We start from the raw sequence: 23,346 nt of genomic DNA on the forward strand, positions 1-23,346 counted from the left end.
CATCGAAAGGCAAGCTCATGATCAAACTGCACACCAACTTCGGCGTCATCGGCCTGGAACTGGATGCCGAAAAGGCCCCGGAAACCGTGAAGAACTTCATTTCCTACGTGGAAGCCGGCCACTACGACAACACCATCTTCCACCGGGTCATCAACGGCTTCATGATCCAGGGCGGCGGCTTCGAGCCCGGCATGAAGCAGAAGGACACCCAGGCCCCGATCAAGAATGAGGCCGACAACGGCCTGAAGAACGACGTCTACACCATCGCCATGGCCCGCACCAACGATCCCCATTCCGCCACGGCCCAGTTCTTCATCAACGTCAAGAACAACGATTTCCTCAACCACACCTCCCCCTCCGCCAGCGGCTGGGGCTACTGCGTCTTCGGCAAGGTGGTCGAAGGCACCGAGGTGGTGGATCAGATCAAGGGCGTCAAGACCGGCCGCAGCGGCTTCCACCAGGACGTGCCGGTGGAAGACGTGATCATCGAACGCGCTGAAGTCGTCTAAGCAGCCCGCCGTACCGGGGCGCGAGCCATCATCACACCCTCGCGCCCCATGCTCTACTTCATCTCCGATCTCCACCTCTCGCCGGCAGTCCCGAGCATCACCGCCCTCTTCCTCGACTTCCTGGCCTCCCTGCCCGGCCGCAAGGCCAGCAGCCTCTACATCCTCGGCGACTTCTTCGACCACTGGGTCGGCGACGACGACTGCACCGATCCCTACAACGCCCGCATCATCGCCGCCCTGCGCCAGGCCGCCAACCAGGGCATCGAACTCAATCTGCTGCACGGCAACCGGGACTTCCTCCTGGGTCAGGACTTCGCCACCGCCGCCGGCCTGCGCCTGCTGCCCGACCCCTATGTGCTGTCCGTGGTCACCTGGCAGTTCGTCCTCAGCCACGGCGACATCCTGTGCACCGACGACAGGGACTACCAGGACTTCCGCACCCAGGTGCGCGGCGCGGCCTGGCAGGGCGAGTTCCTGGCCAAGCCCCTGGCGGAACGCAAGGCCATCGCCGCCGCCCTGCGCCAGCGCTCCGAAACCATCAAGGCGGAAAAACGGGACGGCGCCGACTACCTGATGGACGTCAACGCCGCCACGGTGGAAGACTTCCTGCGCGACAACGGCTACGCCACCCTGATCCACGGCCACACCCACCGCCCGGACCGCCACGACCACATCGTGGACGGCATCCATTGCGAGCGCTGGGTCCTCGCCGACTGGCGCCAGGACGCCAGCCGGGCCTGGGGCGACTGCCTGGTGTGGGACGGCGAGACCCTGCAGCGGGAAAGCCTGCAACGTCCCCTGGCCTGATCCGCCACGGGGCGGCCTGCGTAATAACCACAAGCCCCTCGGGGTTGACCAAAGCGCCCATCCCCCGTAAATTCAACTCCGCGATCCCACGAAGGGGAGTAGCTGAACCGCCGGAAGTCGTCAGTACGGGAATGAAAGTTCCCCGGCCCGGTGGGTGGTTCCAGAGGTGCTCATAACGTAGCGCCGACGCAACCCAAGCGAGACCTTTGCCGCCAACGGCAAAGGTTTTTTGCGTTTACGGGCGGCGAGGATCGGTTAATCTCGATCTCATGCAAAAGGAACCGTCATGAAAAAGCTGCTCTCGCTCCTCTTCTTCAAGCTCCGGCTGGCCCTCCTGGCCGGCATCGGCCGCTTCGTCATCCTGCCCATTTTCAAGGCTCTCTTCTCAACCATTGTCCGCCGCCTGGCGCGCCAGGCCGACACCGTGCGCCGCGCCCAGGCAGAAGCGGAAGCGGCCTTCGCGCCGGCCTACGCCCGGGCCTCCAGCGCTCCCCGCCAGCCCGTCACCCTGAACGGGGAATGGCGCCGCATCGACCCGGCCGGCGACCGCCGGCAGAACTGGTAAGGAGGCGCCATGGCTGAAAGCATCGGCAACCTGTGGTGGTGGGTCGGCTTTGCCGTCTTCGTCGTCGTCGCCATCGTGGTGGACCTGGTGGCCCTGGAAAAGAAGGGAGGCCGGGCCGTTACCGCCCGCCAGGCCCTGGCCTGGTCGGCCCTGTGGGTAAGCCTGGCCCTCATTTTCTGCGCCATCCTGTGGGGCTGGCTGGACCACAGCGTGGGCAGGGAAGTGGCCAACCTGAAGGCCACCGAGTTCCTCACCGGCTACCTGATCGAGAAGTCCCTGTCGGTGGACAACATCTTCGTCTTCCTGATGATCTTCACCGCCTTCGTGGTACCGGCGGAGCAGCAGAAGAAGGCCCTCATCGTCGGCGTCATCCTGGCCGTGGTGCTGCGGGCCGTCATGATCCTCATCGGCGCCTGGCTGATTTCCCAGTTCAGCTGGATCCTCTACGTCTTCGGCGCCTTCCTGCTCGTCACCGGCATCAAGATGGCCCTGCCCGGCGAGCATGAGCCGGACATCGAGCAGAATCCGGTGCTCAAGTGGATGCGCGGCCACCTGAAGATCCTGCCCCAGTACGATGGCGACCGGCTGTCGGTGTGGAAGGACGGGGTGCGCTGGTTCACGCCCCTGTTCGTGGTGGTGGTGCTGATCGGGGTCACCGACGTGATCTTCGCCGTGGATTCCATTCCGGCCATTTTCGCCGTGACCACGGACCCCTTCATCGTCATGACCTCCAACATCTTCGCCATCCTCGGCCTGCGGGCCCTGTACTTCCTGCTGGCGGACATGGCCTCCCGCTTCCACCTGCTCAAGTACGGTCTGGCGGCGGTGCTCTGCTTCATCGGCGTGAAGATGCTGATCGTCAAGTGGTTCCACATCCCGGTGTTCGTTTCCCTGGGCGCCGTGGCCGGCATCCTGGCGGTCTCCATCGTCGCCTCCCTGCTGCGGCCGGAGCAAGCCACGGCCGGGAACCGGTAGCAGGAGGGGCCTGGCTAGGCGTGCCGCCGCAGGCAGTACACGGAGTACGGCAAGGCGGCACAACGACGCCAGGCACCTGCTGATGCCGGTTCCCCCCATGGGCCGTGAGATAATCGCGGCCCATGGAAACCAACACCCACACCGCCGCCCTGGAAATCCTGCACCGGGTTTTCGGCTACACCGCCTTCCGCGGCAGCCAGGGCGACATCGTCGGCCACGTGGCCGATGGCGGCGACGCCCTGGTGCTGATGCCCACCGGCGGCGGCAAATCCCTCTGCTACCAGATTCCCGCCCTGCTGCGCCACGGCTGCGGCGTGGTCATCTCGCCCCTGATCGCCCTGATGCAGGACCAGGTGGACGCCCTCACCCAGCTCGGCGTCAAGGCGGCCTACCTCAATTCCACCCTGGACTGGCAGCAGGTGCAGGAAGTGGAACGGCGCGTCCTCTGCGGCGACCTGGACCTGCTCTACGTCGCCCCGGAACGCCTGCTCACCGACCGCTGCCTCTCCCTGCTGGACAAGCTGGAAGAGGACAAGCGCCTGGCCCTCTTCGCCATCGACGAAGCCCACTGCGTCTCCCAGTGGGGCCACGACTTCCGCCCCGAATACCTGCAGCTCTCGGCCCTGCACAACCGCTACCCGGATGTGCCCCGCATCGCCCTCACCGCCACCGCCGACACTGCCACCCGGGAGGAAATGCGGGTGCGCCTGGGGCTGACCGAAGCCCGGGTCTTCGTCGCCAGCTTCGACCGGCCCAACATCCGCTACCTCATCGTCGAGAAGGATAATCCTCGCAAGCAGCTGCTCGGCTTCCTCGCCAACCATAAAGGCGAGGCCGGCATCGTCTACTGCCTGTCGCGCAAGAAGGTGGAAGAGACCGCCGCCTGGCTTACGAGCCAGGGCATTCCCGCCCTGCCCTACCACGCCGGCCTGCCGGCCGAGGTGCGGGCCGACAACCAGCGCACCTTCCTGCGGGAAGAAGGCATCACCATGGTGGCCACCATCGCCTTCGGCATGGGCATCGACAAGCCCGACGTGCGCTTCGTCGCCCATCTGGACCTGCCCAAGAGCCTGGAAGCCTACTACCAGGAAACGGGCCGGGCCGGCCGCGACGGCGAACCGGCCGAAGCCTGGATGGCCTACGGTTTGCAGGATGTGGTGCTGCAACGCTCCCGCATCGAGGATTCCGTCGCCCCGGAAGAACAGAAGCGCCTGGAGGCCCAGAAGCTCAACGCCCTCCTGGCCTACGCCGAATCCCCCCGCTGCCGCCGGGTGGTGCTGCTCGACTACTTCGGCGAAGCCAGCGAGCCTTGCAACAACTGCGACGTCTGCCTCACCCCGCCGGAACTGTGGGACGGCACCGTGGCCGCCCAGAAAGCCCTCTCCGTGGTCTATCGCACCGGCCAGCGCTTCGGCGTGGTGCACCTCATCGACGTGCTGCGGGGCAAGGTCAGCGACAAGGTCAAGCAGTGGGGCCACGACGCCCTGCCCACCTTCGGCGTCGGCGCCGACCTGGACGACGGGGCCTGGCGCGCCGTCTTCCGCCAGCTGGTGGCCGGCGGCATGCTCACCGCCGACCTGGCCGAACACGGCGCCATGAAGCTCACCGATGCCGCCCGCCCGGTCTTGAAGGGCGAACAGACCCTGCAGATGCGCCGCCACGTGGCGCGCAAGGGTGGCAGCAGCAGCAAGAGCCGCAGCGAGCGGGCGCCGACCAAGCTGGACGACATGACCCTGGAAGACCAGTCCCTGTTCGAAGACCTGCGCCAGTGGCGCGCCGCCACCGCCAAGGAACAGGGCGTGCCGGCCTATGTCATCCTGCACGACAAGACCTTGAAGGAACTGGCGGAAGAACGGCCCACCACCCGGGACCAGCTGATGAACATCTCCGGCATGGGCACCGCCAAGCTGGAACGCTACGGCGACGATTTGCTGGGCATCATCCGGGCAGCCTGAGCCGTCCGGGTGGCTGCGATGGATTCAAACGCTACTGCCCGATGAAGCAGCAGGGACGCCACTCTTCGGCATGGCAAGGCCGGGAGCGGCGTCCTGCCTGCCTCCCAGGCCACCCCGTTTTCAGGAACCGCTACCGGTTCCCCACTCGGCCACAAAGTCCGCCTGGAACTGCCGCAGCCATTGCAGCCGTTCCTCCCCCAGGCGGCGACCTGCCGCCGTCTGCATGGTGGCCGGCAGGGTCGCCAGCTTCACCTCGATGTGGTCCAGGGCGTAGGCCTTGTCATCCAGCTCCCGCACCGTCCCCAGCGGGTCGCCGGCATGGGCCAGAGCCGACCCCAGACGCCCTGCCGTGTAGAACAGCCGGACCAATCCCACCGCTCCCAAAGCATCCAGCCGGTCCGCATCCTGGACGATCTTGGCTTCGATGGTGGTGGGCGCGATGCCCGCCGAAAAACTGTGGGCCTCGATGGCATGGGCCACGGCGGCCAGCTTTTCTGACGGAAAACCGGCTTCCCTGAGTTTTGCCACCGCCAGCTCCGCCGCCAGGGTCGAGGCTCTGGAGCGGTCCGGGTGGTTCTTCGGCAGATTGACCAGATCGTGCAGATAGCAGGCCGCCATCACCACCAGGGCATCGGCCTCGGCATGGTCCTGCAGCAGGGTCTGGGCGGTCTGCCAGACCCGGTGCAGGTGGTTGAGGTCGTGGGCGCCGTCGTCATGGCTGTCGGCAATGGCGAGAGCGGCAAGGTGGCGAGACCAGTCGCCGGATGATTCACTCATTGAAGGCACATTCAGGACAGTGAAGGCGCCATTTTAAAGCCCCGGCAGCATGGCCGGAGTCATGCCCCGCCCGGGCCTGATTTCAACCGGCAAATACCTTGCGGATGGTTGCTTCGTCGGGCATGGCGCTCACATGCCAGCGGACCAAAGTGATCCCGGCGGCAGCCAGTGCCTTTTCCTTCTTTGCATCCGCCTCCATCCGCGCTGCCCGCTCGTGGCTTTTGTCGTCCAGTTCGATGGCCGCCACGATGCTGGAATCCTTGAGGCAAACCAGGAAATCGAGGCTCATGCGGTTGATGCGGTTGTTCCATTCATGGAATCTGAACCCCTTCTTCACGCCGAGCACCCGGGAAAGCTGGACCTGGGCCAGCACCATACACTCGGGCAAGGCGGCAACCAGCCGGTGATAAAGCACCTGCTCTGGTTGGGACAAGGGCTTCTTGGCATAGAAGGGCCATGCCTCGGCCCCCTTGCCGGACATCCGCCGCAGCAGCAGAACAGCAATGCCGGCAATGACGAGGAAAACAACAACAGCGACAGGAACCAGTTGCTTCAGCACGAGAGCCTCTCCGGATGCGTCCAGCGTTGCCATATCCCCGGGGTGGGGAGCGATGAAACCTGCTCGCGATTATGACAAACAACTTTCCAAAAAAGCCAGAGGCGGCTTCAGACTCCGGACCTTAACCGCCCAATCCCTGCATCTCCCCCATCAACGCCCCATGCCAGGCCAGCTCGTCTGCTGCCAGGTCCGGGTCCCGATACTGGCGCAGGGTCTGGACGATGACGCCGTCGCCGCGGAATTTGTACTGGGTGTCCATCAGCAGCACGTCCAGGGGCTCCGGGTTCACCGTGACGTAGCAGAGATTGTCCGGCAGGGTCGGTTCTGTCGTTTTGCCGGCGGCCCGGGCGGCGATCTCTTTGGCGACGATGCGGCCCATGCGGTTGGCCACGTGGCCGCTCTTGGGGTAGTGGCCGAAGAGGGGCGAGACGGCGCCGACGGCGTCGCCGATGACGAAGATGCGCTCGTCGGCCCGGCTCTGCAGGCTGGTGCCGCGCACCTGGGCCCAGCCGTTGGTTTTGTCACCACTCTTGCCGTCGTCGTCCGGCCCCACCAGCCCGGCCTGCCAGGCGATGTCGCCGGCCTGCTGGGGCGGCATGAGGATGGCCTCGTCCCAGCCGAATTCGCCGGCGGCGGTGACGATGCGGCGGGCGCCCAGGTCCACCCGGCGCACCAGGGCGTGGGACACGTAGTGAATCTGGTCCTTGAAATATTCGTTGAAGACCTTGGCGTAGCCCGGGTTGGGCGGGTTGGCATCGAGCAGGGTGATGCGGGCGGGAATCTGGTTCCGCTGGAAGTGCCGGGCCAGCAGCACGGCCCGCTCGAAGGGGGCCGGCGGGCAGCGGTAGGGATAGGGCGGCACGGTCATCAGCAGGTCGCCACCCTTGAAGGCGGCCAGCCGGGTCTTGAGGGCGGCGAACTCGGGCCCGGCGGTGTAGGCCGGGGCATGGCGGCTGCGGGCCAGGGCCGCGGCCTCCCGGCCGGCGGCATCGTCGCCGAACCAGGCACCGTAGTCGTGACGGATGCCGGGGGAGAGGATCAGCCAGTCGTACTCCAGGGGCCCCTGATTGGTGAGCACCTGGCGCCGGTCCCGGTCCACGCCGCTGACTTCGGCCTGGAGGAAGGTGTAGCCGAGACGGCCGGCCACCTGGCGGTAGTCGAAGCTCAGGGCGGCGCCATCCGCCTGGCCCACCAGCCAGTGGTTGCTGCGGGGGCAGGACCAGAAGGCGGGTAGCCGTTCCAGCAGTTCCACTTCCAGCTGGGGCGCCTCCTGGCGCAGATGGCGGGCGGCGGCGAGGCCGCCCCAGCCGCCGCCGACGATGAGCACCCGGCCGCCCTTGCCCGGGACGGTTGCGGGGGCCGCGGCCCGCGCCAGGGGCATGGCGCCGAGGGCGCCCAGGGCGGCGGTGGCAGTAAGGAAGTGACGGCGGCTCGGCTTCATGGCTCGTGATCGCAACGGGAAAGCGCCAGTCTAGCCAAGGACGCCGCCGGGCGACCTGACGCGCATCAATTCACGGCCCTTGCTCCCGGGCGACGGCAGCGGTAAAACCGGACCATGGAATTTGAAAGCAAGCACCGGAGTGCGCCCGGGCCGGCCGCCGCCTAAGCTGGCCCCGTCGCCTTGCCGGAGCATCCCCATGAAAAACGCTACCCACGCCCAATCCGCCCCCAGCCAGCCCGCCGCCCAGGCCGGCGATGCAGCCACCGACGCCGCCGCCGGCGCCGCGGCAATCACCACCGACCCGCGCTGGGCGGCCCTCTGCGCCCGGGACCCGGCGGCGGAAGGCCGGTTCGTCTACGCCGTGCGCAGCACCGGCATCTACTGCCGCCCCGGCTGCCCCTCTCGCCGGCCCAAGCCGGAGAACGTGCAGTTCTTTGCCGACGGCACCGCCGCGGCCGCCGCCGGTTTCCGTCCCTGCCGCCGCTGCCGGCCGGAGGAGGCGCCCCTGGCCCAGCGCCAGGCCGCCGTGGTGGCCGATCTGTGCCGCTTCATCGAGGCCGCCGAGACGCCCCCCACCCTGGCCCAGCTGGCAGCCCGGGCCGGCCTCAGCCCCCACCATCTGCACCGCCTGTTCCAGACCCATACCGGCCTCACTCCCGGCGCCTATGCCAAGGCCCGGCGGGCCGAGCGCCTGCGCCAGAACCTGGCCGCCGGCCAGGGAGTGACCGAGGCCGCCTACGGCGCCGGCTACAACGCCAGCAGCCGCCTCTACAGCGAGGCCGGGCGGGTGCTGGGCATGACGCCGGGACGCTTCCGCCAGGGCGGCGCCGCCGAGGACATCCGCTTCGCCGTGGCCCAGACCTCCCTCGGCGCCTTGCTGGCGGCCCGCAGCGCCCGGGGCCTGTGCGCCATCCTGCTGGGGGACGATCCCCTGGCCCTGGTGGCGGACCTGCAAGCCCGTTTTCCCAAGGCCCGGCTGATCGGCAGCGGGCCGGAAGAGGAAGGGCAAACGGCAGGTGCAGCGGGCAGCGCTGACTTCGCCGCCTGGGTCGCCCAGGTGGTGGGCCTGGTGGAGGCCCCCCGGCTGGGACTGGCCCTGCCCCTCGATCTCCAGGGCACCGCCTTTCAACGCCGCGTCTGGCAAGCCTTGCAGGCCATCCCCCCCGGAGAGACCCGCAGCTACACCGAAATCGCCCGGGACCTGGGCCTGCCCAAGGCCGTGCGCGCCGTGGCCGCCGCCTGTGCCGCCAATCCCCTGGCCGTGGCCGTGCCCTGCCACCGGGTGGTGCGCAGCGACGGCAGCCTGGCCGGCTACCGCTGGGGCCTGGAACGCAAGGCCGCCCTGCAGCAGCGGGAGCGGCAGCAGGCGGAAAATCCCGCCGCCAGCGCGGCACCACCCCGGCCCAGACCCGGTACCAAGGCAGCGCTATGAGCGGCACTTTGGACCTCTTTGCCGACCTGCCGCCTCCGCCGCCCCACGCCGAACGGCTGGGGCCGGGCACGGTGCTGCTGCACGGCTACGCCCTGGAGCGGGCGCCGGCACTGATCGCGGCAGTGGAACGCATCATTGCCGCCTCCCCCTGGCGCCAGATGATTACCCCCGGCGGCCAGACCATGGCCGTGAGCATGAGCAACTGCGGCCCCCTGGGCTGGATCTCGGACCGCAGGGGCTACCGTTACGTCCCCCTCGACCCCTTGAGCGGCCAGCCCTGGCCGCCCCTGCCGCCCCTGCTGCTGCGACTGGCCGATGAGGCCGCCACAGCCGCCGGCTTTCCCGGTTTCGTCCCCGATGCCTGCCTGATCAACCGCTACGCTCCCGGCACCCGCCTCTCCCTGCACCAGGACCGGGACGAGGAGGACTTCTCCCAGCCCATCGTCTCCCTTTCCCTGGGCCTGCCGGCGGTGTTCCTCCTCGGCGGTGCCAGCCGCAACGACAAGACGGTGAAGATTCCCCTGCTGCACGGCGACGTGCTGGTGTGGGGCGGGCCGGACCGGCTGCGCTTCCACGGCGTGCAGCCGGTGAAAGATGGGAACCACGCCCTCACCGGCCCCTGCCGCCTCAACCTGACCCTGCGCCGGGCCCGCCGATGAAGAGCAGCCTGACCCTGGCACTGCCGCCGGATTTCCGCGGCGACGACCTGCTGGCCTTCCACCGCCGCGACAGCCAGGCCCTGGCCGAGCGGGTGACGGAACGCCGTATCGACAAGGGCCTGCTGTGGCAGGGCCGTCCCGCCTGCCTCAGCCTGATGCTGGAAAGCCCCGGGGAAGCGGCACCTGGCAGGGCCGGCAAGAGACAACCCAAGGCAGCCGTCACAAGAGAAGGGGCAGACAAGGCCGCAGCGGAAACCTTGGGCCCCGGCGCCCGGGTAACGGCGACCCTGGCGGTGGACGGCGGCCCGCGCCCCGCCGCTGCCGCCGTGCAGGCCCTGGTCAGCCATCTGCTGGGCCTGGCCCAGCCGGTGGCCGAGTTCGCCGCCGCCCATGGGCGCCATCCCCAGCTGGGACCGGTCATCGCCCAACTGCCCGGCCTGCGGGTGCCCCAGACGGCAACTCCTTTCGAGGCCCTCACCTGGGCCGTCACCGGCCAGCAGATCAGCGTCGCCGCCGCCGTTTCCCTGCGCCGCCAGCTGATCCTGGCGGCGGACCTGCGCCACTCCTCCGGCCTCTACTGCTACCCCGATGCGGAAGCCCTGGCCCGGCTCGACGAAACGGACCTGCGCCAGGCCGGCTTCTCCCGCAGCAAGGCGGCGACCCTGCTGGACCTGGCCCGGGCCGTGGCGGCGGGAGAACTGGACCTGAGCTGCCCGGCGGCGGACCTGCCGGGCCTGCAGGCCGCCCTCCTGGCCCGTCGCGGCATCGGCCCATGGACCGTCAATTACACCCTGCTGCGGGGCTTTGCCTGGCTCGACGGCTCCCTCCACGGCGACGTGGCCGTGCGCCGGGCCCTGGGCCTGCTGCTGGGCCGGACGGTGGAGGCCCGGGAAACGGAAGCCTGGCTCGAATCCTTCCGCCCCTGGCGGGCCCTGGCCGCGGCCCACCTGTGGGCCAGCCTGCGCCTGCAGGCCTGAGACGGCCCTAACGGGCGATCAGGTAGAGGCAGAGTGAAATGGTGGCGAGGGAACCCACCGTGGTGAGCAGGATGACCCGGGCCACCATGCCCCCTTCCCGCCCATAGAAGCTGGCCAGCATGAAGGGGCCGGTGCCCGTGGGCAGGGCGCTGAGGAGCAGGGCGGCGTGGGCCCACAGGGGCGGCAGCTGGAACACCCGGTAGGCCAGGAGCCCGGTGATGGCGGGCTGCAGCACCAGCTTGGCCAGGACCAGGCCGGCGGTGCCCGAACGCTGCCCCGCCTGGGGCTGGGCCAGGAAGGCGCCGAGGGAAACCAGGGCGCAGGGCGTGGCGGCAGCGCCGAGCAGGGTAAGGAAGCGCTCCAGGGCCAGGGGCAGCGCCAGGCCGGCTCCGGCCCAGGCGGCGCCGAGCAGGGGCGCCACTACCAGGGGATTGCGGGCCAGGGCCAGGCCGACCCGGGCGGCGATGCGCCAGGGCGAGGGAGCCTGCTGCAGGCTGATTTCCACCAGCACGATGCCCACCGCGAAAAGGGCGCAGGCCACGATCAGGGTGGCGATGATGGCCGGCACCAGGCCCTCGTCCCCCAGCACCAGGGCGCACAGGGGAATGCCGAGGAAGCCGGTGTTGGCGTAGGCGGCGGACAGGCCGTCGATGCTGGCGTCGGCCAGGTGGCGCAGCTGGCGCAGGCGCAGCAGCACCGTCACGGCGAATACCGCGACGCAGCCGACGCAGACGGAAATGACGAAGCCCGGCTGCCACAGCTCGGCCCAGGTGGCCGTGGCGGTGGCCTTGAAGAGCAGGGAGGGCAGGGCCAGCCAGACGACGAAGCGGTTCAGCTCGAAGGAGGCCGCCTCCCCCAGGCAATGGCTGCGGCGGCCCACGTAGCCGGCCAGGATGAGGCCGAAAATGGGCAGGACGACTTGCAGGATGGCGATCATGGCGGGGCCGGGGAACCGGGGAGCTGGAACGGAGGCGCCAGCTTAGGACTTCCCCATCAATACCGTCCAATGCTATATAAGTCGAACATCAATACCCTGGACGCAACGATGCTGCCGGACCTGCGCCAACTGCGTTACTTCGTCACCCTGGGCGAGACCCTGCACTTCGGCCGGGCCGCCGCCCTGCTGCACATCTCCCAGCCGCCCCTGAGCCGACAGATCGCCGCCCTGGAGGAATCCCTGGGAGTCATGCTGTTCCAGCGCAGCTCCCGCCAGGTGGAACTGACCGTGGCCGGGCGGCATTTCCACGCCCAGGCCCGGCGCCTGCTGGCCGACCTGGAGCAGGCGGTGCAGGGCACCCGGGCGGTGCACCGGGGCGAACAGGGCAGCCTGCGCCTGGACTTCACCATGGCTGCCGCCTGGAGCGCCCTGCCGCCCCTGATCAAGGCCTACCGCCGGGACTTCCCCCAGGTGGAGGTGCAGCTGGGGGAACTGCTGCCCCGGGAGCTGGACGATTCCCTCCTGGCCGGCCGCTGCGACGTGGGTCTGGCCTTTCCCTGGCAGCGTCCGGCGGGCCTGGAATACCTGTGCGTGCACCGGGAGCCCCTCTGCGCCGTGCTGCCGGCGGAGCATCCCCTGGCGCAGGAGGAGACCGTGGCCGTGGCGGACCTGGCGGGGGAGCCCTTCATCACCCTTCCCGCCGCCACCGCCCCGGCCCTGCACGCCCTGGTGGCCGGCTGCTGCCGGGAGCACGGCTTCGAACCCAAGGTCTGCCTGGAAACCCATCTGCAGCAGACCATCGTCAATCTGGTGGCCGAAGGGCTGGGGGTCTCCCTGGTGCCCCGCTCCATGGGCAAGATGCAGCTGCAGGGCGCCGCCTTCCGCCCCATCGCCGCGCCGCCCCTGGTGGAACAGGGCATCATCTGGGCCGCCGCCAATCCCAACCCCTGCCTGCCCCACTTCCTCGCCTGTGCCCGCCAGGTGCGCCGCCAGGCCGGCCTCGACTGAGGCGCCGCCGCCGCCAGGGTACAATGGCCGCCCCTGCCCACTCCCCGCCTGCCGCCATGCTCTCCCCTTCCCCCGCCTCCCCGCCCCCGGTATTCGGCGTCGTCCTGGCCGGGGGCCTGGGCCGCCGCATGGGCGGGGCCGACAAGGGCCTGCTGCCCTGGCGCGGCCGGCCCCTGGCCCAGGGCATCGCCGCCCGCCTGGCGCCCCAGGTGGCGGCCGTGGCCATCAACGCCAACCGCAACGCCGAGACCTACGCCGCCTTCGGCTACCCCCTGCTGCCCGACCTGCTGCCGGACTACCCCGGCCCCCTGGGCGGCTTCCACGCCGCCCTCAGCGCCAGTCCCCAGCCCCTGGTGATGCTGGTGCCCTGCGATTCCCCGGACTTCCCTGCAGACCTGGTGGCGCGCCTCCACCACGCGCTGCTCGAGGCCGACGCCGAGGTGGCCGTGGCCCGGGCCGGGGAGCGGCGCCACTCCGTCTTCTGCCTCTGCCGCCGGGAGCTGGCGGCGGACCTGGCGGCCTGGGTGGCCGAGGGCCGCCACAAGGTGGGGGAATGGCAGGACAGCCGCCGCCTGGTGCTGGTGGACTTTCCCCATCCCGAGGATTTCCGCAATTGCAATATCCGAGAAGATTTATTGGGTTAAGACGCTTTATTGACAAAAAGGGTTGAATTTTCCTGGTCTCCCGTTACCATCCCGTTGCAGCGCCCCCCGTCGGGGGATGCCCCCACGAGGTCGGAAAAACGGCCGTCGGACCCGAAAAAACAAGAATCGACCCAAGAACACCGCTTCGTTTTGAGTAAATCCCTAATGACCTCGGCCACCCTCTCCTGCCTGCGCCCCCTGCTGGACGTCAATCAAGCCTGGTCGGCCCTGGAGCTGGGGCCCCGGGGCATCGGCCTGGCCGCCAGCAGCCAGCTTTTCGCCCACGGCCAGAACCAGCCCCAGCCCTCGCCCCTGCCCTGGCTGGTGCCCTTGAGCGGTACGGACCTCAACCACAGCGGCCTGGCCCGCCAGCTGCCGCCGCAACAGGTCTCCCTGCTGCTGCCGGCGGAGGTCTGGCTCGATGCGGCCGGCGCCGCCCGCTGCCAGGAACTGGCCAAACAGGGTTACCGCCTGGGGGCCGACGTGGATTCGGCCCCGGCCCTGGAACAATGCGCCGAGGCCGGCGCCCAGCTGCTGCGCCTGGATGCGGCCACGGCCCGGGAGCAGGTCTCCCCGGTGCTGCTCAACCGGCTCAAGGAAAAGGGCCTGACCCTGGTGGCCGACGGCGTCAGCAGCCACGACCTCTTCGTCTGGTGCGGCGCCCGGGGCTTTACCCTGATGAGCGGCGAATTCGTGCCCCAGCCGGAGGAATGCCCCACCTCCCCGGCGGACCCGACCAAGCTGCGCCTGCTCAAGCTGCTCTCCCTCATCGTCCAGGACGCGGACACCCGGGAGATCGAGGAAATGATCAAGCAGGAGCCCAAGCTCTCCTACAACCTGCTGCGCCTGGTCAATTCCGTTTCCGTCGGCGCCACCACCAAGATCACCAGCTTCGCCCAGGCCATCACCCTGCTGGGCCGGCGTCAGCTGCAGCGCTGGCTGCAACTGCTGATCTACGCCAACCAGTTCAACGCCGGCAGCCAGCCCAATCCCCTGATGCCCCAGGCCGCCCTGCGCGGCCGCCTGGTGGAACTGATCGCCCTGGCCGCCCATCCGGAGGCGGCGGAGGACACGGACTTCCACGACTGCGCCTACATGGCCGGGGCCTTCTCCCTGCTCGACGTGCTGCTGCACCTGCCCATGGACAGCGTGCTGGCGGCCCTGCCCCTGGCCGACGAGGTGGCCGAGGCCGTGGGCCGCCACCAGGGTCCCCTGGGCGACGCCCTGTCCCTGGTGGAAAGTCTGGAACGGGGCCTGCCGGCGCCGGATGCGGCCCTGCTGGAAAAGCTGCGCCTGCGCGGCGACGCCCTGGGCCAGCTGCAGGTGGACGCCCTGGCCTGGGTCAGCCACATCGACGTGGCCTGAGGCAGGCGGCAGAACCATGGCTCCCGACCAGGGCAACTCCTTCCTTCCCCATCTGGGTGGCGGCGCCACCGATTTCGAGCTGGCCGGCCAGCTGTGCTACGCCCTGCTGCTGCGGGAAGGCGAGATTCCCGTGGCCCAGCTGGAGGCGATGTGCCGCAGCGCCATGGCCAGCCCGGAAGGCACGCTGTACCTGGCCAACGGGGATGGCACCCTGGAACTGCCCGCCAGTGCCGGCCCCTGGCAGGCCCTGCTTGAAGAAGCGCGCCGCTCGGGCACCGTGGCCACCCGGCCCGACGCCCTGGCCTGTCCCCTCACCTTCCGCGACATGCTGCTGGGGCTCCTCGCCGTGGGCGGCAAGGCCGAGGGCTACAGCGCCCTGGAACACCGCCGTTTCGGCGACCTGGCCGCCCTCCTGGCCGGCGCCCTGCATGCCCGCCAGGCCTTCAACCTGCGCCAGGAAGACCTGGCCCGCATGGAAGCCAAGGTGGAGGAGCAGAGCCAGATCCTCGACCACATCCACGACTCGGTCATCACCATGGACCTGTCCGGCTACATCATGGGCTGGAACAAGGGGGCCGAGCGCCTGTTCGGCTACACCGCCGCCGAGGCCGTGGGCCGGCACATCCTCTTCCTCTATGCCGATGACGGCAGCGAGACCCTGGAGGAGGAGGACGACCTCTTCTACAACGCCTTCCTCGACCACGGCCGCCGGGAATTCGAGGTGCGCCGGCGCAAGAAGTCGGGCGAGGTGTTCTGGGCCAGCGTCTCCCTTTCCCTGTCGCGCAACGAGGCCGGCGAACCGGCGGGCCTCATCGGCTACCTGGTGGACATCACCAACCAGCTGGAGCGGGAAGAGAAGCTGCGCCTGCACGCCAAGATTTTCGAGCACAACAGCGAGGCGGTGATCGTCACCGACGCCATGCAGCGGGTGCTGTCGGTGAACAAGGCCTTCTGCGACATCACCGGCTTCAGCGAGGCCGAAGTGCGCATGAGCCTGCCGGCCCTGCTGCAGCCGACCCGGGACGACCCCAACCTGGCGGCGGAAATCCAGGTGGCCCTGGCCTCCTCCGGCGCCTGGCAGGGCGAGCTGTGGGACCGGCGCAAGAACGGCGACACCTATCCGGTATGGGTCTCCATCAGCTCGGTGAAAAACACCCGGGGCATCCTCAGCCACTACTTCCTGGTCTTCTCCGACATTTCCGAGCGCAAGGAGGCGGAACGGCAGATCTACCGCCTGGCCTACTACGACGCCCTCACCGGCCTGCCCAACCGCTCCCTGCTGTTCTCCCTGCTGGAACAGGCCCTCATTGAAGCCCAGCGCAACCAGACCCACGGTGCCGTGCTGTTCGTGGACCTGGACCGCTTCAAGACCATCAACGATTCCTTCGGCCACGCCCCCGCCGACGCCCTGCTCAAGGAAGTGGCGCGGCGCCTGCAGGAGACCCTGCGGGCCGAGGACGTGGTGGCGCGCCTGGGCGGCGACGAATTCATCGTCGCCCTGTTCGACATCACCAAGCGGGAACACGCCGCCCTGGTGGGGCAGAAGATCCTCGACGCCCTGGCCGAGCCCTTCCAGATCGAACACCACGAGGTGCTGCTCACCGCCAGCATCGGCATCGCCGTCTTCCCCGACGACGGCCGCGACGCGGAAACCCTGCTGCGCAACGCCGACACCGCCATGTACCGGGTCAAGCAGACCAGCGGCGGCCCCCTCTTCTATTCCCAGGAAATGAACCTGCGCTCCCTGGAGCGCCTGAAGCTGGAAGGGGCCCTGCGCAAGGCGGTGGAGCGCCAGGAATTCCGCCTCTACTACCAGCCCCAGGTGGAGCTGGCCACGGGCCGCATCGTCGGCGCCGAGGCCCTGATCCGCTGGCACCATCCGGAACAGGGCATGATCCCGCCCACCGCCTTCATTCCCCTGGCGGAGGAGACGGGCCTCATCGTCAGCATCGGCGCCTGGGTTCTGGACGCGGCCTGCCGCCAGGGCCGCCTGTGGCGCGAGGCCGGCTACGAGGACCTGACCATCGCCGTGAACCTGTCGCCGCGCCAGTTCCGCCCCGGCCTTTCCCAGCTGGTGAACGAAACCCTGGAACGGCACGCCTTCCCCGGCGAAAACCTGGAGCTGGAAATCACCGAGGGCATGCTCATGCACAACTCGGAGGCGGTGATCCAGATGCTGGAGGACTTCCACCAGGCCGGCGTGCGCCTGGCCCTGGACGACTTCGGCACCGGCTATTCCAGCCTGGCCTACCTGAAGAAATTCCCCATCGACAACCTGAAGATCGACCGGTCCTTCGTCAGCGGCATCCCCCACGACGGCGACGACTCGGCCATCGCCAAGGCCATCATCAGCATGGCCAAGAACCTGCGCCTGCTGGTCATCGCCGAAGGGGTGGAGACGGAGGAGCAGCTCGACTTCCTGCGGGCCGCCGGCTGCGACGAAATCCAGGGCTACCTGTTCAGCCCGCCGGTGCCGGTGGAGGATTTCCAGCTGCTGCTGGAACGCAACAACGGTTGACGCAAAAACGCCGGGCACTGCCCGGCGTTCTTCTTTGCGGCTGAGACTGTTGCCTCAGGCGGCGTCGGCCTGGTCGTCCGTCTCCGGGTCGCCCAGGGACAGCAGCACCTTGTCCACCCGGTTCTTGTCCATGTCCACCACCTCGAAGCGCCAGCCGGCCAGGTGGAAATGGTCGGCTTCCACCGGCACTCGGCCCAGCTGGTGCATGACCAGGCCGCCCAGGGTGTGGAAGGCGTTTTCCTCTTCCCCCGGCAGCTCTTCCTTGACCTCCAGTACCGACTTCAGGCGCTCGATGGAAAGGCCGCCGTCCATCAGGTAGGAACCGTCCTCCCGCTCCACCACGTCCTGCTCGCCGTCGTCGTCCTGGCTCGGCATGTCGCCGACGATGGCGGCCAGCACGTCGTTGAGGGTAACCAGGCCCTGCACCTCGCCGTATTCGTCAATGACCAGGGCGAACTGGGCCCGGTTGCGGCGCAGGGATTCCAGCAGGTGGGTGGTGGTGACGCTCTCCGGCACATAGACCGGCGGCCGCAGGGCCTTGCGCACGTTGAAGGGGGCGTTCTCCAGCACCGGCTTGAGCAGGTCGCCCCGCTGCAGGATGCCCAGCACCCGGTCCAGGCCGTCCTGGCAGACCACCACCCGGGCGTAGGGGCACTCGGCCACCTGGCGCCGCACCTCGGCCTCGGATTCGGCCAGGTCCACCAGGTACATGTCCTTGCGCGGCGTCATGATGGCCGCCACCCGCTGCTCGTCCAGGCGCAGCACGTTGGAGACGATCTCCTGTTCGCTCTCATGGAAGACGCCGGCCTCGGCACCCTGGCCCATGAGCACCTTGATCTCGTCGTCGGTCACCGGCGGCTCATCGCTGCGGCGGGCACCGAAGAGGCGCAGGATGGCGCCACTGGAAGCGGAGAAAAGCCACACCAGGGGCGCCGTCAGGCGCGACAGCCAGCCCATGGGCCGGGCCACCAGGGAGGCGATGCCCTCGGGGCCGAGCAGGGCCAGTTGCTTGGGCACCAGTTCGCCCACCACCACGGACATGTAGGTGAGCAGGACCACGGTCAGGGAGAGGGCGATGACCCGGGCCGATTCGCCCAGCAGGGGAAACTGGGACAGCCATTGGGTCAGGGGATCGGCCAGGGCCGCCTCGCCGACGGCACCGCTGAGGATGCCGATGGAGGTGATGCCGACCTGGATGGTGGAGAGGAAACGGGAAGGTTCGCTATGCAGTTTCAGCGCCGCGGCGGCGCCCTGGCTGCCGTCCTCCGCCATCCGCTGCAGGCGGGCCTTGCGCGAGGACACCACGGCAATTTCGGACATGGCGAAAATGCCGTTCAAAACAATCAACAACAGGATGATGCCTAGATCCATACAGGGCCGCGACCACCGTTTCCGGAGCGGCTCGGGGGTGAAGAAGGCGTGAAGATAGCATTTTTCCCGCCTTTCCCGCTATCTTGCCCGCCCGATCGACGCCGAAGCCCGTGGATAAAGGGGTTCCGGGGGAGTCACACCTTGGCCGCAGAGGACACAGAGAGCACAGAGGGTTTCTTTCTTCGTTGCCGGCGCCCGGTCAGGCCTCCGACTCCCCTCGACAACAACCCGGGTTACCGCCTTTCTCTGTGCCCTCTGTGCCCTCTGTGGCCAAGCCCTTCCCGCCTCAAACCCCCAGATACTTGAGATGGCTGCCGCAGCCTGCCTGGCAGTCGGTGCTGCCGAAGCCCGGGATCAGCGCTTCTCCCGGCATGTTGCAGTTGATCTGGCACTCGGGCTCGTCGAAGAGGCGGGTGCCCACCACCTGCACGCCGGGGGCGGTGAGCAGGTAGTCGATGTGCCAGTGCAGCAGCTTGTGGGGCGAGAGATGGCGGGCCAGGCGGGCCGCCATATTGCGCCGGGCCGAGCCCGTGTAGACGTAGCGGCCGGCCGGGAAGGAACAGGGACCGAGGCGCCCCACCGTCACGGTGACGGGCTGCGCCACCTGGATCAGCAGCTGGTAGGTGGGGGGCTCCGCCTGATCGACGGTCTCGACCATTTCAGCCATGGGCGCCGACGAAGGGATTGAAGCGCCGTTCCTGGCCGAAGGTGGACATGGGGCCGTGGCCGGGAATGAACTCCACCTCGTCTCCCAGGGGGAACAGCACTTCCCGGATGGAGCGGATCAGGGTGTCGTAGTCGCCCTTGGGGAAATCGGTGCGGCCGATGGAGCCGGCGAAGAGCACGTCGCCCACCAGGGCCAGCTTGCCCGGGCGGTGGAAGAAGACCACGTGGCCCGGGGTGTGGCCCGGGCAGTGCAGCACCTCCAGGGTCTGGCGCCCCACCTGCACGCTGTCGCCGGCCTGGAGCCAGCGGTCCGGGGTGAAGCTGCGCACGTCGGGGAAGCCGAACATTTTGGACTGCTGGGGCATGCCGTCGATCCAGAACCGGTCGTCCACATGGGGGCCTTCCACCGGAATGGCCAGCTGGGCCGCCAGTTCGGCAACGCCGCCGGCATGGTCGATGTGGCCGTGGGTCACCAGGATCTTTTCCAGGGTGACGCCGTGCTTCTCGGCCGCGGCCAGGATGCGGGGCAGGTCGCCCCCCGGGTCCACCGCGGCGCCCCGCATGGTCTCGGGGCACCACAGCAGGGTGCAGTTCTGTTCGAAGGGAGTGACGGAGACGATGGCGTAGTTCATGGCGCAGGCCTGGTTCGTTGAAGGGGCGTCAGGGGACATCAAGGGGCGACGGGCAGGTCGTCGGCGCAGGGGGCGGCGACGCAGCGGGGTTCCCGCTGGGCGATGATGGCGGCCTGCAACTGCTCCAGGGCCGCCAGCAGGGCCCGCCCATGGCGGCGCAGCTGGGGGATGACGGCCTTGGCGGCGCGGGCGTCGCCGGCCTGCAGCTGGGTGGCGGCGGCCCTGGCCAGGGCATGGACCTCCCGGTGGGGACCATCCAGCTCCCCATAGGCAGCCAGGTCGCCGTAATTCTGCTGGCCGCTGCCCAGGTACCAGATGCCGAAACGGCAGCGGGTGGGATCGGCCAGGTCGGCGGGCAGACGCTCCGCATCGCCCTCCTCCAGGGCCTGGATGACGGTGTCGATCCAGCGCCGGTGCTCGACCTGGGCCGCCACCAGGGGGAAATCCTCCCGCAGCCACTGCTGGGACGCCACCTCGACCCAGCGCGGATCGGGCTCGAAGGAGGCGGCCCAGGCGGGCACCTCCGCCGCCGGCATGGGGCGGGCGATGGCATAGCCCTGGGCATGGATGCAGCCCAGGCGCAGCAGCATGACCCCGTGCTCGACGGTTTCCATGCCTTCGGCGACCACGCTGCGCTGGAAGGCGGAGGTCAGCCCTACCACGCCCTCGACGATGGCCAGGGCCTCCGGGTCGTGCAGCATGTCGCGCACGAAGGACTGGTCGATTTTCAGGGTGCGGGCCGGCAGGCTCTTGAAATAGGAGAGGGAGGAATAGCCGGTGCCGAAGTCGTCCAGGGCGAAGCCCACCCCCAGGCGCTGGCAGGCGGCGATGACCAGGCTCACCTGGCCCACGTCTTCCAGGGCCGCGGTTTCCAGGATTTCCAGTTCCAGCAGCCGCGGCGGCACCGCCGGATGGCGCTCCAGGGCCCGCTGCAGGCGGGGCAGGAAGTCGGGCTGCTGCAGGTGGCGGGCGGCGATGTTGATGCTCACCGGATAGTCCCAGCCCAGGGCCTGCCAGGCTTCCAGCTGGGCCAGGGCGGTTTCCATGACCCAGTCGCCGATATCGACGATGAGGTCGGTCTCCTCCAGGTCCACCAGGAAGGCCGCCGGCGCCAGGATGCCCTGCTCCGGATGCTGCCAGCGGATGAGGGCCTCGAAGCCGACGATGAGGCCGGAACAGAGATTCACCTTGGGCTGGTAGTAGAGGCGGAACTGCTCCTGCTCCAGGGCGGCGCGGGCATTGACGATGGCTTCCCGCAGGCTGCGGGCCCGGCTGTCCTGCTCGGTGTCGAAGAGCTGGTAGCGGTTGCGGCCGGACTGCTTGGCGGCGTACATGGCCTGGTCGGCGTGGCGCACCAGGGTGTCGGCATCGGCATCATCCGTCGGATAGATGGTGACGCCGATGCTGCCGGAAACGCTGGCCGTCTGTCCCTGCAGGGCAAAGGGCGCGGCCAGGGAGAGCAGCAGTCGCTCCAGGATCTGCTCCAGTTCGGAGAGGGCGGTGAGGTCGTTGAGAAGCAGGACGAATTCGTCGCCCCCCAGGCGGGCCGCCGTGTCGCCACCGCGCAGGGAACGGCGCAGGCGCTCGGCCACGTCCATCAGCAGGCGGTCGCCGGCCTGGTGGCCGTGGCTGTCGTTGATGGCCTTGAAGCCGTCCAGGTCCAGGTAGCACACCGCCAGCAGCTTGTTGCGGCGCTGGGCCTGGGCCATGGCCAGATGCAGGCGGTCGCTCATCAGGGTGCGGTTGGGCAGGCCGGTGAGGGCGTCGTAATGGGCCAGGCGCTCCAGGCGACGCTGGTTTTCCTTCTGCTGGGTGATGTCGGAAAAGACGCCGACGAAGTGGCTGATGCGCCCGCCATCGTCATGCACGGCGCTGACCGTCATCAGCACCGCCGTCACCGCCCCGGACTTGGTGCGATTCCACATCTCGCCCTTCCAGAAGCCCCGCTCGGAGACCACCTGGAACAGCTGGCGGAAATAGGTACGGTCGTGGTGGCCGGAATTGAGCATGCGGGCCGGCTGGCCGATGGCCTCCTCCCGGGCGTAGCCGGTGAGTTCGCAGAAGGCCCGGTTCACCTCGATGATCAGGCCCTCCGGGTTGGTGATGAGGATGCCGTCGTGGCTGTTCTCGAACACGCTCAGGGCCAGCCGGTGCTGCTCCTCCCCTTCCTTGCGGTCGGTGATGTCCCGCCCCTCGGCCAGCAGCTGCAGGGGCTGGCCCGGCTCGTCCTCCACCGACTTGAGGATGAAATCCACGTAGCGCAGGCGGCCGTCCCGGCGCATGTGGGTGACCTCGAAACGCTGGGCCTCGCCGCCCGCCGCCACCCGCTCGACGGCCTGGCGCAGGCGCTGCTGCACCAGGGGCTCATGCACCCACCAGGGCGTTTCCCAGAACAGCTGGCCCAGCACCTCGGCGGGCTGGCGGCCGATCAGGTCCAGGGCCGACTGGTTGGCCTCCAGCAGGCGCCCCTTGAGGTCCAGGATGCCGATGAACTCGCTGGTCTGGTTGAAGACGGCGCTCAGGCGCAGGCGGCTTTCCCTGAGCTGGGCGCGGATGGACTGGCCTTCCTGCAGCACGTAGTCCAGGTATTCGCTCTCCAGCTGGCTGACGATGTCGTGCTCCGACACCACGCCCACCACCTCCCCGGCCGCCCCCACCACCACCAGATGGCGCACGTGCTCGGCCTGCATGCGGTCCACCGCCTGGCTGAGGGGATAGCCTTCCGGAATGCTGGCCACCGGGGCGCTCATCACCGCGGCCAGGGGCTGCTCCAGGCTGTCGGCACCGCGGCGGAAGAAGCGCAGGGCGTCCCGCTCGGTGAGGATGCCCAGGGGCCGGCCGGCCTCGGCGACGACGACGCAGCGCAGGCTGCTGGCGGACATCAGGGCCAGGGCCTGGCGCACCGTATCGCCGGGCTGCAGCAGCTGGACGCCGCTCTGCATCACCGCATTGACGTCCCGCAGGCGGCGGAAGAAGGCGGCCCCCAGGTGGAAGCGGAAGTCGCTCTCGCTGACCACCCCCACGGGCTGGCCCGCTTCGCCGGTCACCAGCAGGTGGCGGATGCCCTTTTCCGCCAGCAGGTGGTAGGCGTGATGCACGGACATGCGGGAATCGGCGGTATACACCGGGGAGCTCATCACCTGATCCACCGCCAGCAGGCCGTCCACGTTGGCGGAGAGGGCCCGCAGGATGTCCCGTTCGGTGACGATGCCCACCATCAGGGCGCCCTCGCGCACCAGCAGGGAGCTGATGCGGGCCGTTTCCATGACTTCCGCCGCCGCCAGCAGGGTGGTCCGACGCTCCACCTCGACGATATTCCAGGTCATCAGGTCTGCGAGGGTGCGTTCGGGCATGGCGTGAGGCCGGACTAGGGGTGAAGCCTCAATTCTAAGGGCTGGAGGGCGGAATCCCAAAGCCGGCCTTGTCCGGAGAGCGACGGAGGCCCTTCCGGGCTTTTTGATTCACATCATGGCTGCATAAGGAGCCCCGTCGCTACTCTCCGCACTGCCGTGTTCCATCTTTATTTTTTCCTCTCATGAAAGGAGGGCA

The 23,346-nt window shown here is 68.7% G+C and carries 20 protein-coding genes; 12 read left to right on the plus strand and 8 right to left on the minus strand.

Going from position 1 to position 23,346, the window contains the following annotated elements:
- The first annotated feature begins 17 nt into the window (after positions 1-17).
- The 5 genes from EV678_RS05465 (at position 18) to recQ (ending at position 4,811) form a co-directional block, all read left to right on the plus strand.
- Complete coding sequence (locus EV678_RS05465; protein ID WP_014238102.1) at positions 18-509, plus strand: peptidylprolyl isomerase; 492 nt, start codon at positions 18-20, stop codon at positions 507-509.
- Positions 510-557: 48 nt separating this feature from the next.
- A complete protein-coding gene (locus EV678_RS05470; RefSeq protein ID WP_130458779.1) occupies positions 558-1,316 on the plus strand; it encodes a UDP-2,3-diacylglucosamine diphosphatase in 759 nt (252 codons plus the stop codon).
- Positions 1,317-1,602: 286 nt separating this feature from the next.
- The gene (locus tag EV678_RS05475) at positions 1,603-1,881 is read left to right on the plus strand and encodes a hypothetical protein (RefSeq protein ID WP_130458780.1); all 279 of its coding nucleotides are present in this window, start codon (positions 1,603-1,605) and stop codon (positions 1,879-1,881) included.
- Positions 1,882-1,890: 9 nt separating this feature from the next.
- On the plus strand, positions 1,891-2,856 hold the full coding sequence (locus EV678_RS05480) for a TerC family protein (protein ID WP_014238105.1): 966 nt from the start codon (positions 1,891-1,893) through the stop codon (positions 2,854-2,856).
- A 122-nt stretch (positions 2,857-2,978) separates the two neighbouring features.
- Positions 2,979-4,811, plus strand: coding sequence for a DNA helicase RecQ (gene recQ, locus EV678_RS05485; protein WP_130458781.1), 1,833 nt, complete (start codon positions 2,979-2,981; stop codon positions 4,809-4,811).
- A gap of 120 nt (positions 4,812-4,931) precedes the next feature.
- Here the strand turns inward: recQ and EV678_RS05490 are convergent, their stop codons facing one another.
- From EV678_RS05490 to EV678_RS05500, 3 genes are all read right to left on the minus strand, one after another.
- The gene (locus tag EV678_RS05490; protein ID WP_130458782.1) at positions 4,932-5,588 is read right to left on the minus strand and encodes an HD domain-containing protein; all 657 of its coding nucleotides are present in this window, start codon (positions 5,586-5,588) and stop codon (positions 4,932-4,934) included.
- A gap of 82 nt (positions 5,589-5,670) precedes the next feature.
- Positions 5,671-6,147, minus strand: a complete 477-nt coding sequence (locus tag EV678_RS05495) for a DUF2726 domain-containing protein (protein ID WP_130458783.1) — start codon at positions 6,145-6,147, stop codon at positions 5,671-5,673.
- A 121-nt stretch (positions 6,148-6,268) separates the two neighbouring features.
- Positions 6,269-7,588 (minus strand): FAD-dependent oxidoreductase, encoded by a 1,320-nt coding sequence (locus EV678_RS05500; RefSeq protein WP_130458784.1) that lies wholly within the window; start codon positions 7,586-7,588, stop codon positions 6,269-6,271.
- A gap of 196 nt (positions 7,589-7,784) precedes the next feature.
- Between EV678_RS05500 and ada the strand changes: the two genes are divergently transcribed.
- Genes ada through EV678_RS05515 form a run of 3 tightly spaced genes read left to right on the plus strand, consistent with a single transcriptional unit; the run spans position 7,785 to position 10,656 of the window.
- Complete coding sequence (ada, locus tag EV678_RS05505) at positions 7,785-9,020, plus strand: bifunctional DNA-binding transcriptional regulator/O6-methylguanine-DNA methyltransferase Ada (protein WP_207222180.1); 1,236 nt, start codon at positions 7,785-7,787, stop codon at positions 9,018-9,020.
- Entirely contained in the window at positions 9,017-9,679 is a 663-nt protein-coding gene (gene alkB / locus EV678_RS05510) for a DNA oxidative demethylase AlkB (RefSeq protein WP_130458785.1), read from the plus strand. The genes ada and alkB overlap by 4 nt, the downstream gene beginning before the upstream one ends.
- Positions 9,676-10,656, plus strand: coding sequence for a DNA-3-methyladenine glycosylase 2 (locus EV678_RS05515; RefSeq protein WP_130458786.1), 981 nt, complete (start codon positions 9,676-9,678; stop codon positions 10,654-10,656). The genes alkB and EV678_RS05515 overlap by 4 nt, the downstream gene beginning before the upstream one ends.
- Before the next feature lie 7 nt (positions 10,657-10,663).
- Here the strand turns inward: EV678_RS05515 and EV678_RS05520 are convergent, their stop codons facing one another.
- Entirely contained in the window at positions 10,664-11,593 is a 930-nt protein-coding gene (locus tag EV678_RS05520; RefSeq protein ID WP_130458787.1) for an AEC family transporter, read from the minus strand.
- Between the two features lie 69 nt (positions 11,594-11,662).
- On the opposite strand from EV678_RS05520, the gene EV678_RS05525 reads away from it, so the two are divergent.
- From EV678_RS05525 to EV678_RS05540, 4 genes are all read left to right on the plus strand, one after another.
- Positions 11,663-12,601, plus strand: a complete 939-nt coding sequence (locus EV678_RS05525) for a LysR substrate-binding domain-containing protein (protein WP_235832409.1) — start codon at positions 11,663-11,665, stop codon at positions 12,599-12,601.
- A gap of 23 nt (positions 12,602-12,624) precedes the next feature.
- A complete protein-coding gene (mobA, locus tag EV678_RS05530; RefSeq protein ID WP_235832410.1) occupies positions 12,625-13,245 on the plus strand; it encodes a molybdenum cofactor guanylyltransferase MobA in 621 nt (206 codons plus the stop codon).
- Positions 13,246-13,410: 165 nt separating this feature from the next.
- A complete protein-coding gene (locus tag EV678_RS05535) occupies positions 13,411-14,610 on the plus strand; it encodes an EAL and HDOD domain-containing protein (protein ID WP_130458788.1) in 1,200 nt (399 codons plus the stop codon).
- Between the two features lie 16 nt (positions 14,611-14,626).
- Positions 14,627-17,128, plus strand: a complete 2,502-nt coding sequence (locus EV678_RS05540; RefSeq protein WP_130458789.1) for a putative bifunctional diguanylate cyclase/phosphodiesterase — start codon at positions 14,627-14,629, stop codon at positions 17,126-17,128.
- A gap of 54 nt (positions 17,129-17,182) precedes the next feature.
- On the opposite strand, the gene EV678_RS05545 is transcribed toward EV678_RS05540, so the two are convergent.
- The 4 genes from EV678_RS05545 to EV678_RS05560 all read right to left on the minus strand — a co-directional run bounded on the left by EV678_RS05545 (position 17,183) and on the right by EV678_RS05560 (position 23,150).
- Positions 17,183-18,499 (minus strand): hemolysin family protein, encoded by a 1,317-nt coding sequence (locus tag EV678_RS05545; protein WP_014238119.1) that lies wholly within the window; start codon positions 18,497-18,499, stop codon positions 17,183-17,185.
- 286 nt (positions 18,500-18,785) lie between these two features.
- Complete coding sequence (locus EV678_RS05550) at positions 18,786-19,166, minus strand: GIY-YIG nuclease family protein (protein ID WP_130458790.1); 381 nt, start codon at positions 19,164-19,166, stop codon at positions 18,786-18,788.
- The gene (locus EV678_RS05555; protein ID WP_130458791.1) at positions 19,159-19,797 is read right to left on the minus strand and encodes an MBL fold metallo-hydrolase; all 639 of its coding nucleotides are present in this window, start codon (positions 19,795-19,797) and stop codon (positions 19,159-19,161) included. Before EV678_RS05555 ends, EV678_RS05550 begins: the two co-directional genes overlap by 8 nt.
- A 38-nt stretch (positions 19,798-19,835) precedes the next feature.
- Entirely contained in the window at positions 19,836-23,150 is a 3,315-nt protein-coding gene (locus tag EV678_RS05560; RefSeq protein ID WP_130458792.1) for an EAL domain-containing protein, read from the minus strand.
- Positions 23,151-23,346: the final 196 nt, after the last annotated feature.

This window comes from Azospira oryzae (assembly GCF_004217225.1).
In the GTDB taxonomy this organism is placed as follows: domain Bacteria; phylum Pseudomonadota; class Gammaproteobacteria; order Burkholderiales; family Rhodocyclaceae; genus Azospira; species Azospira oryzae.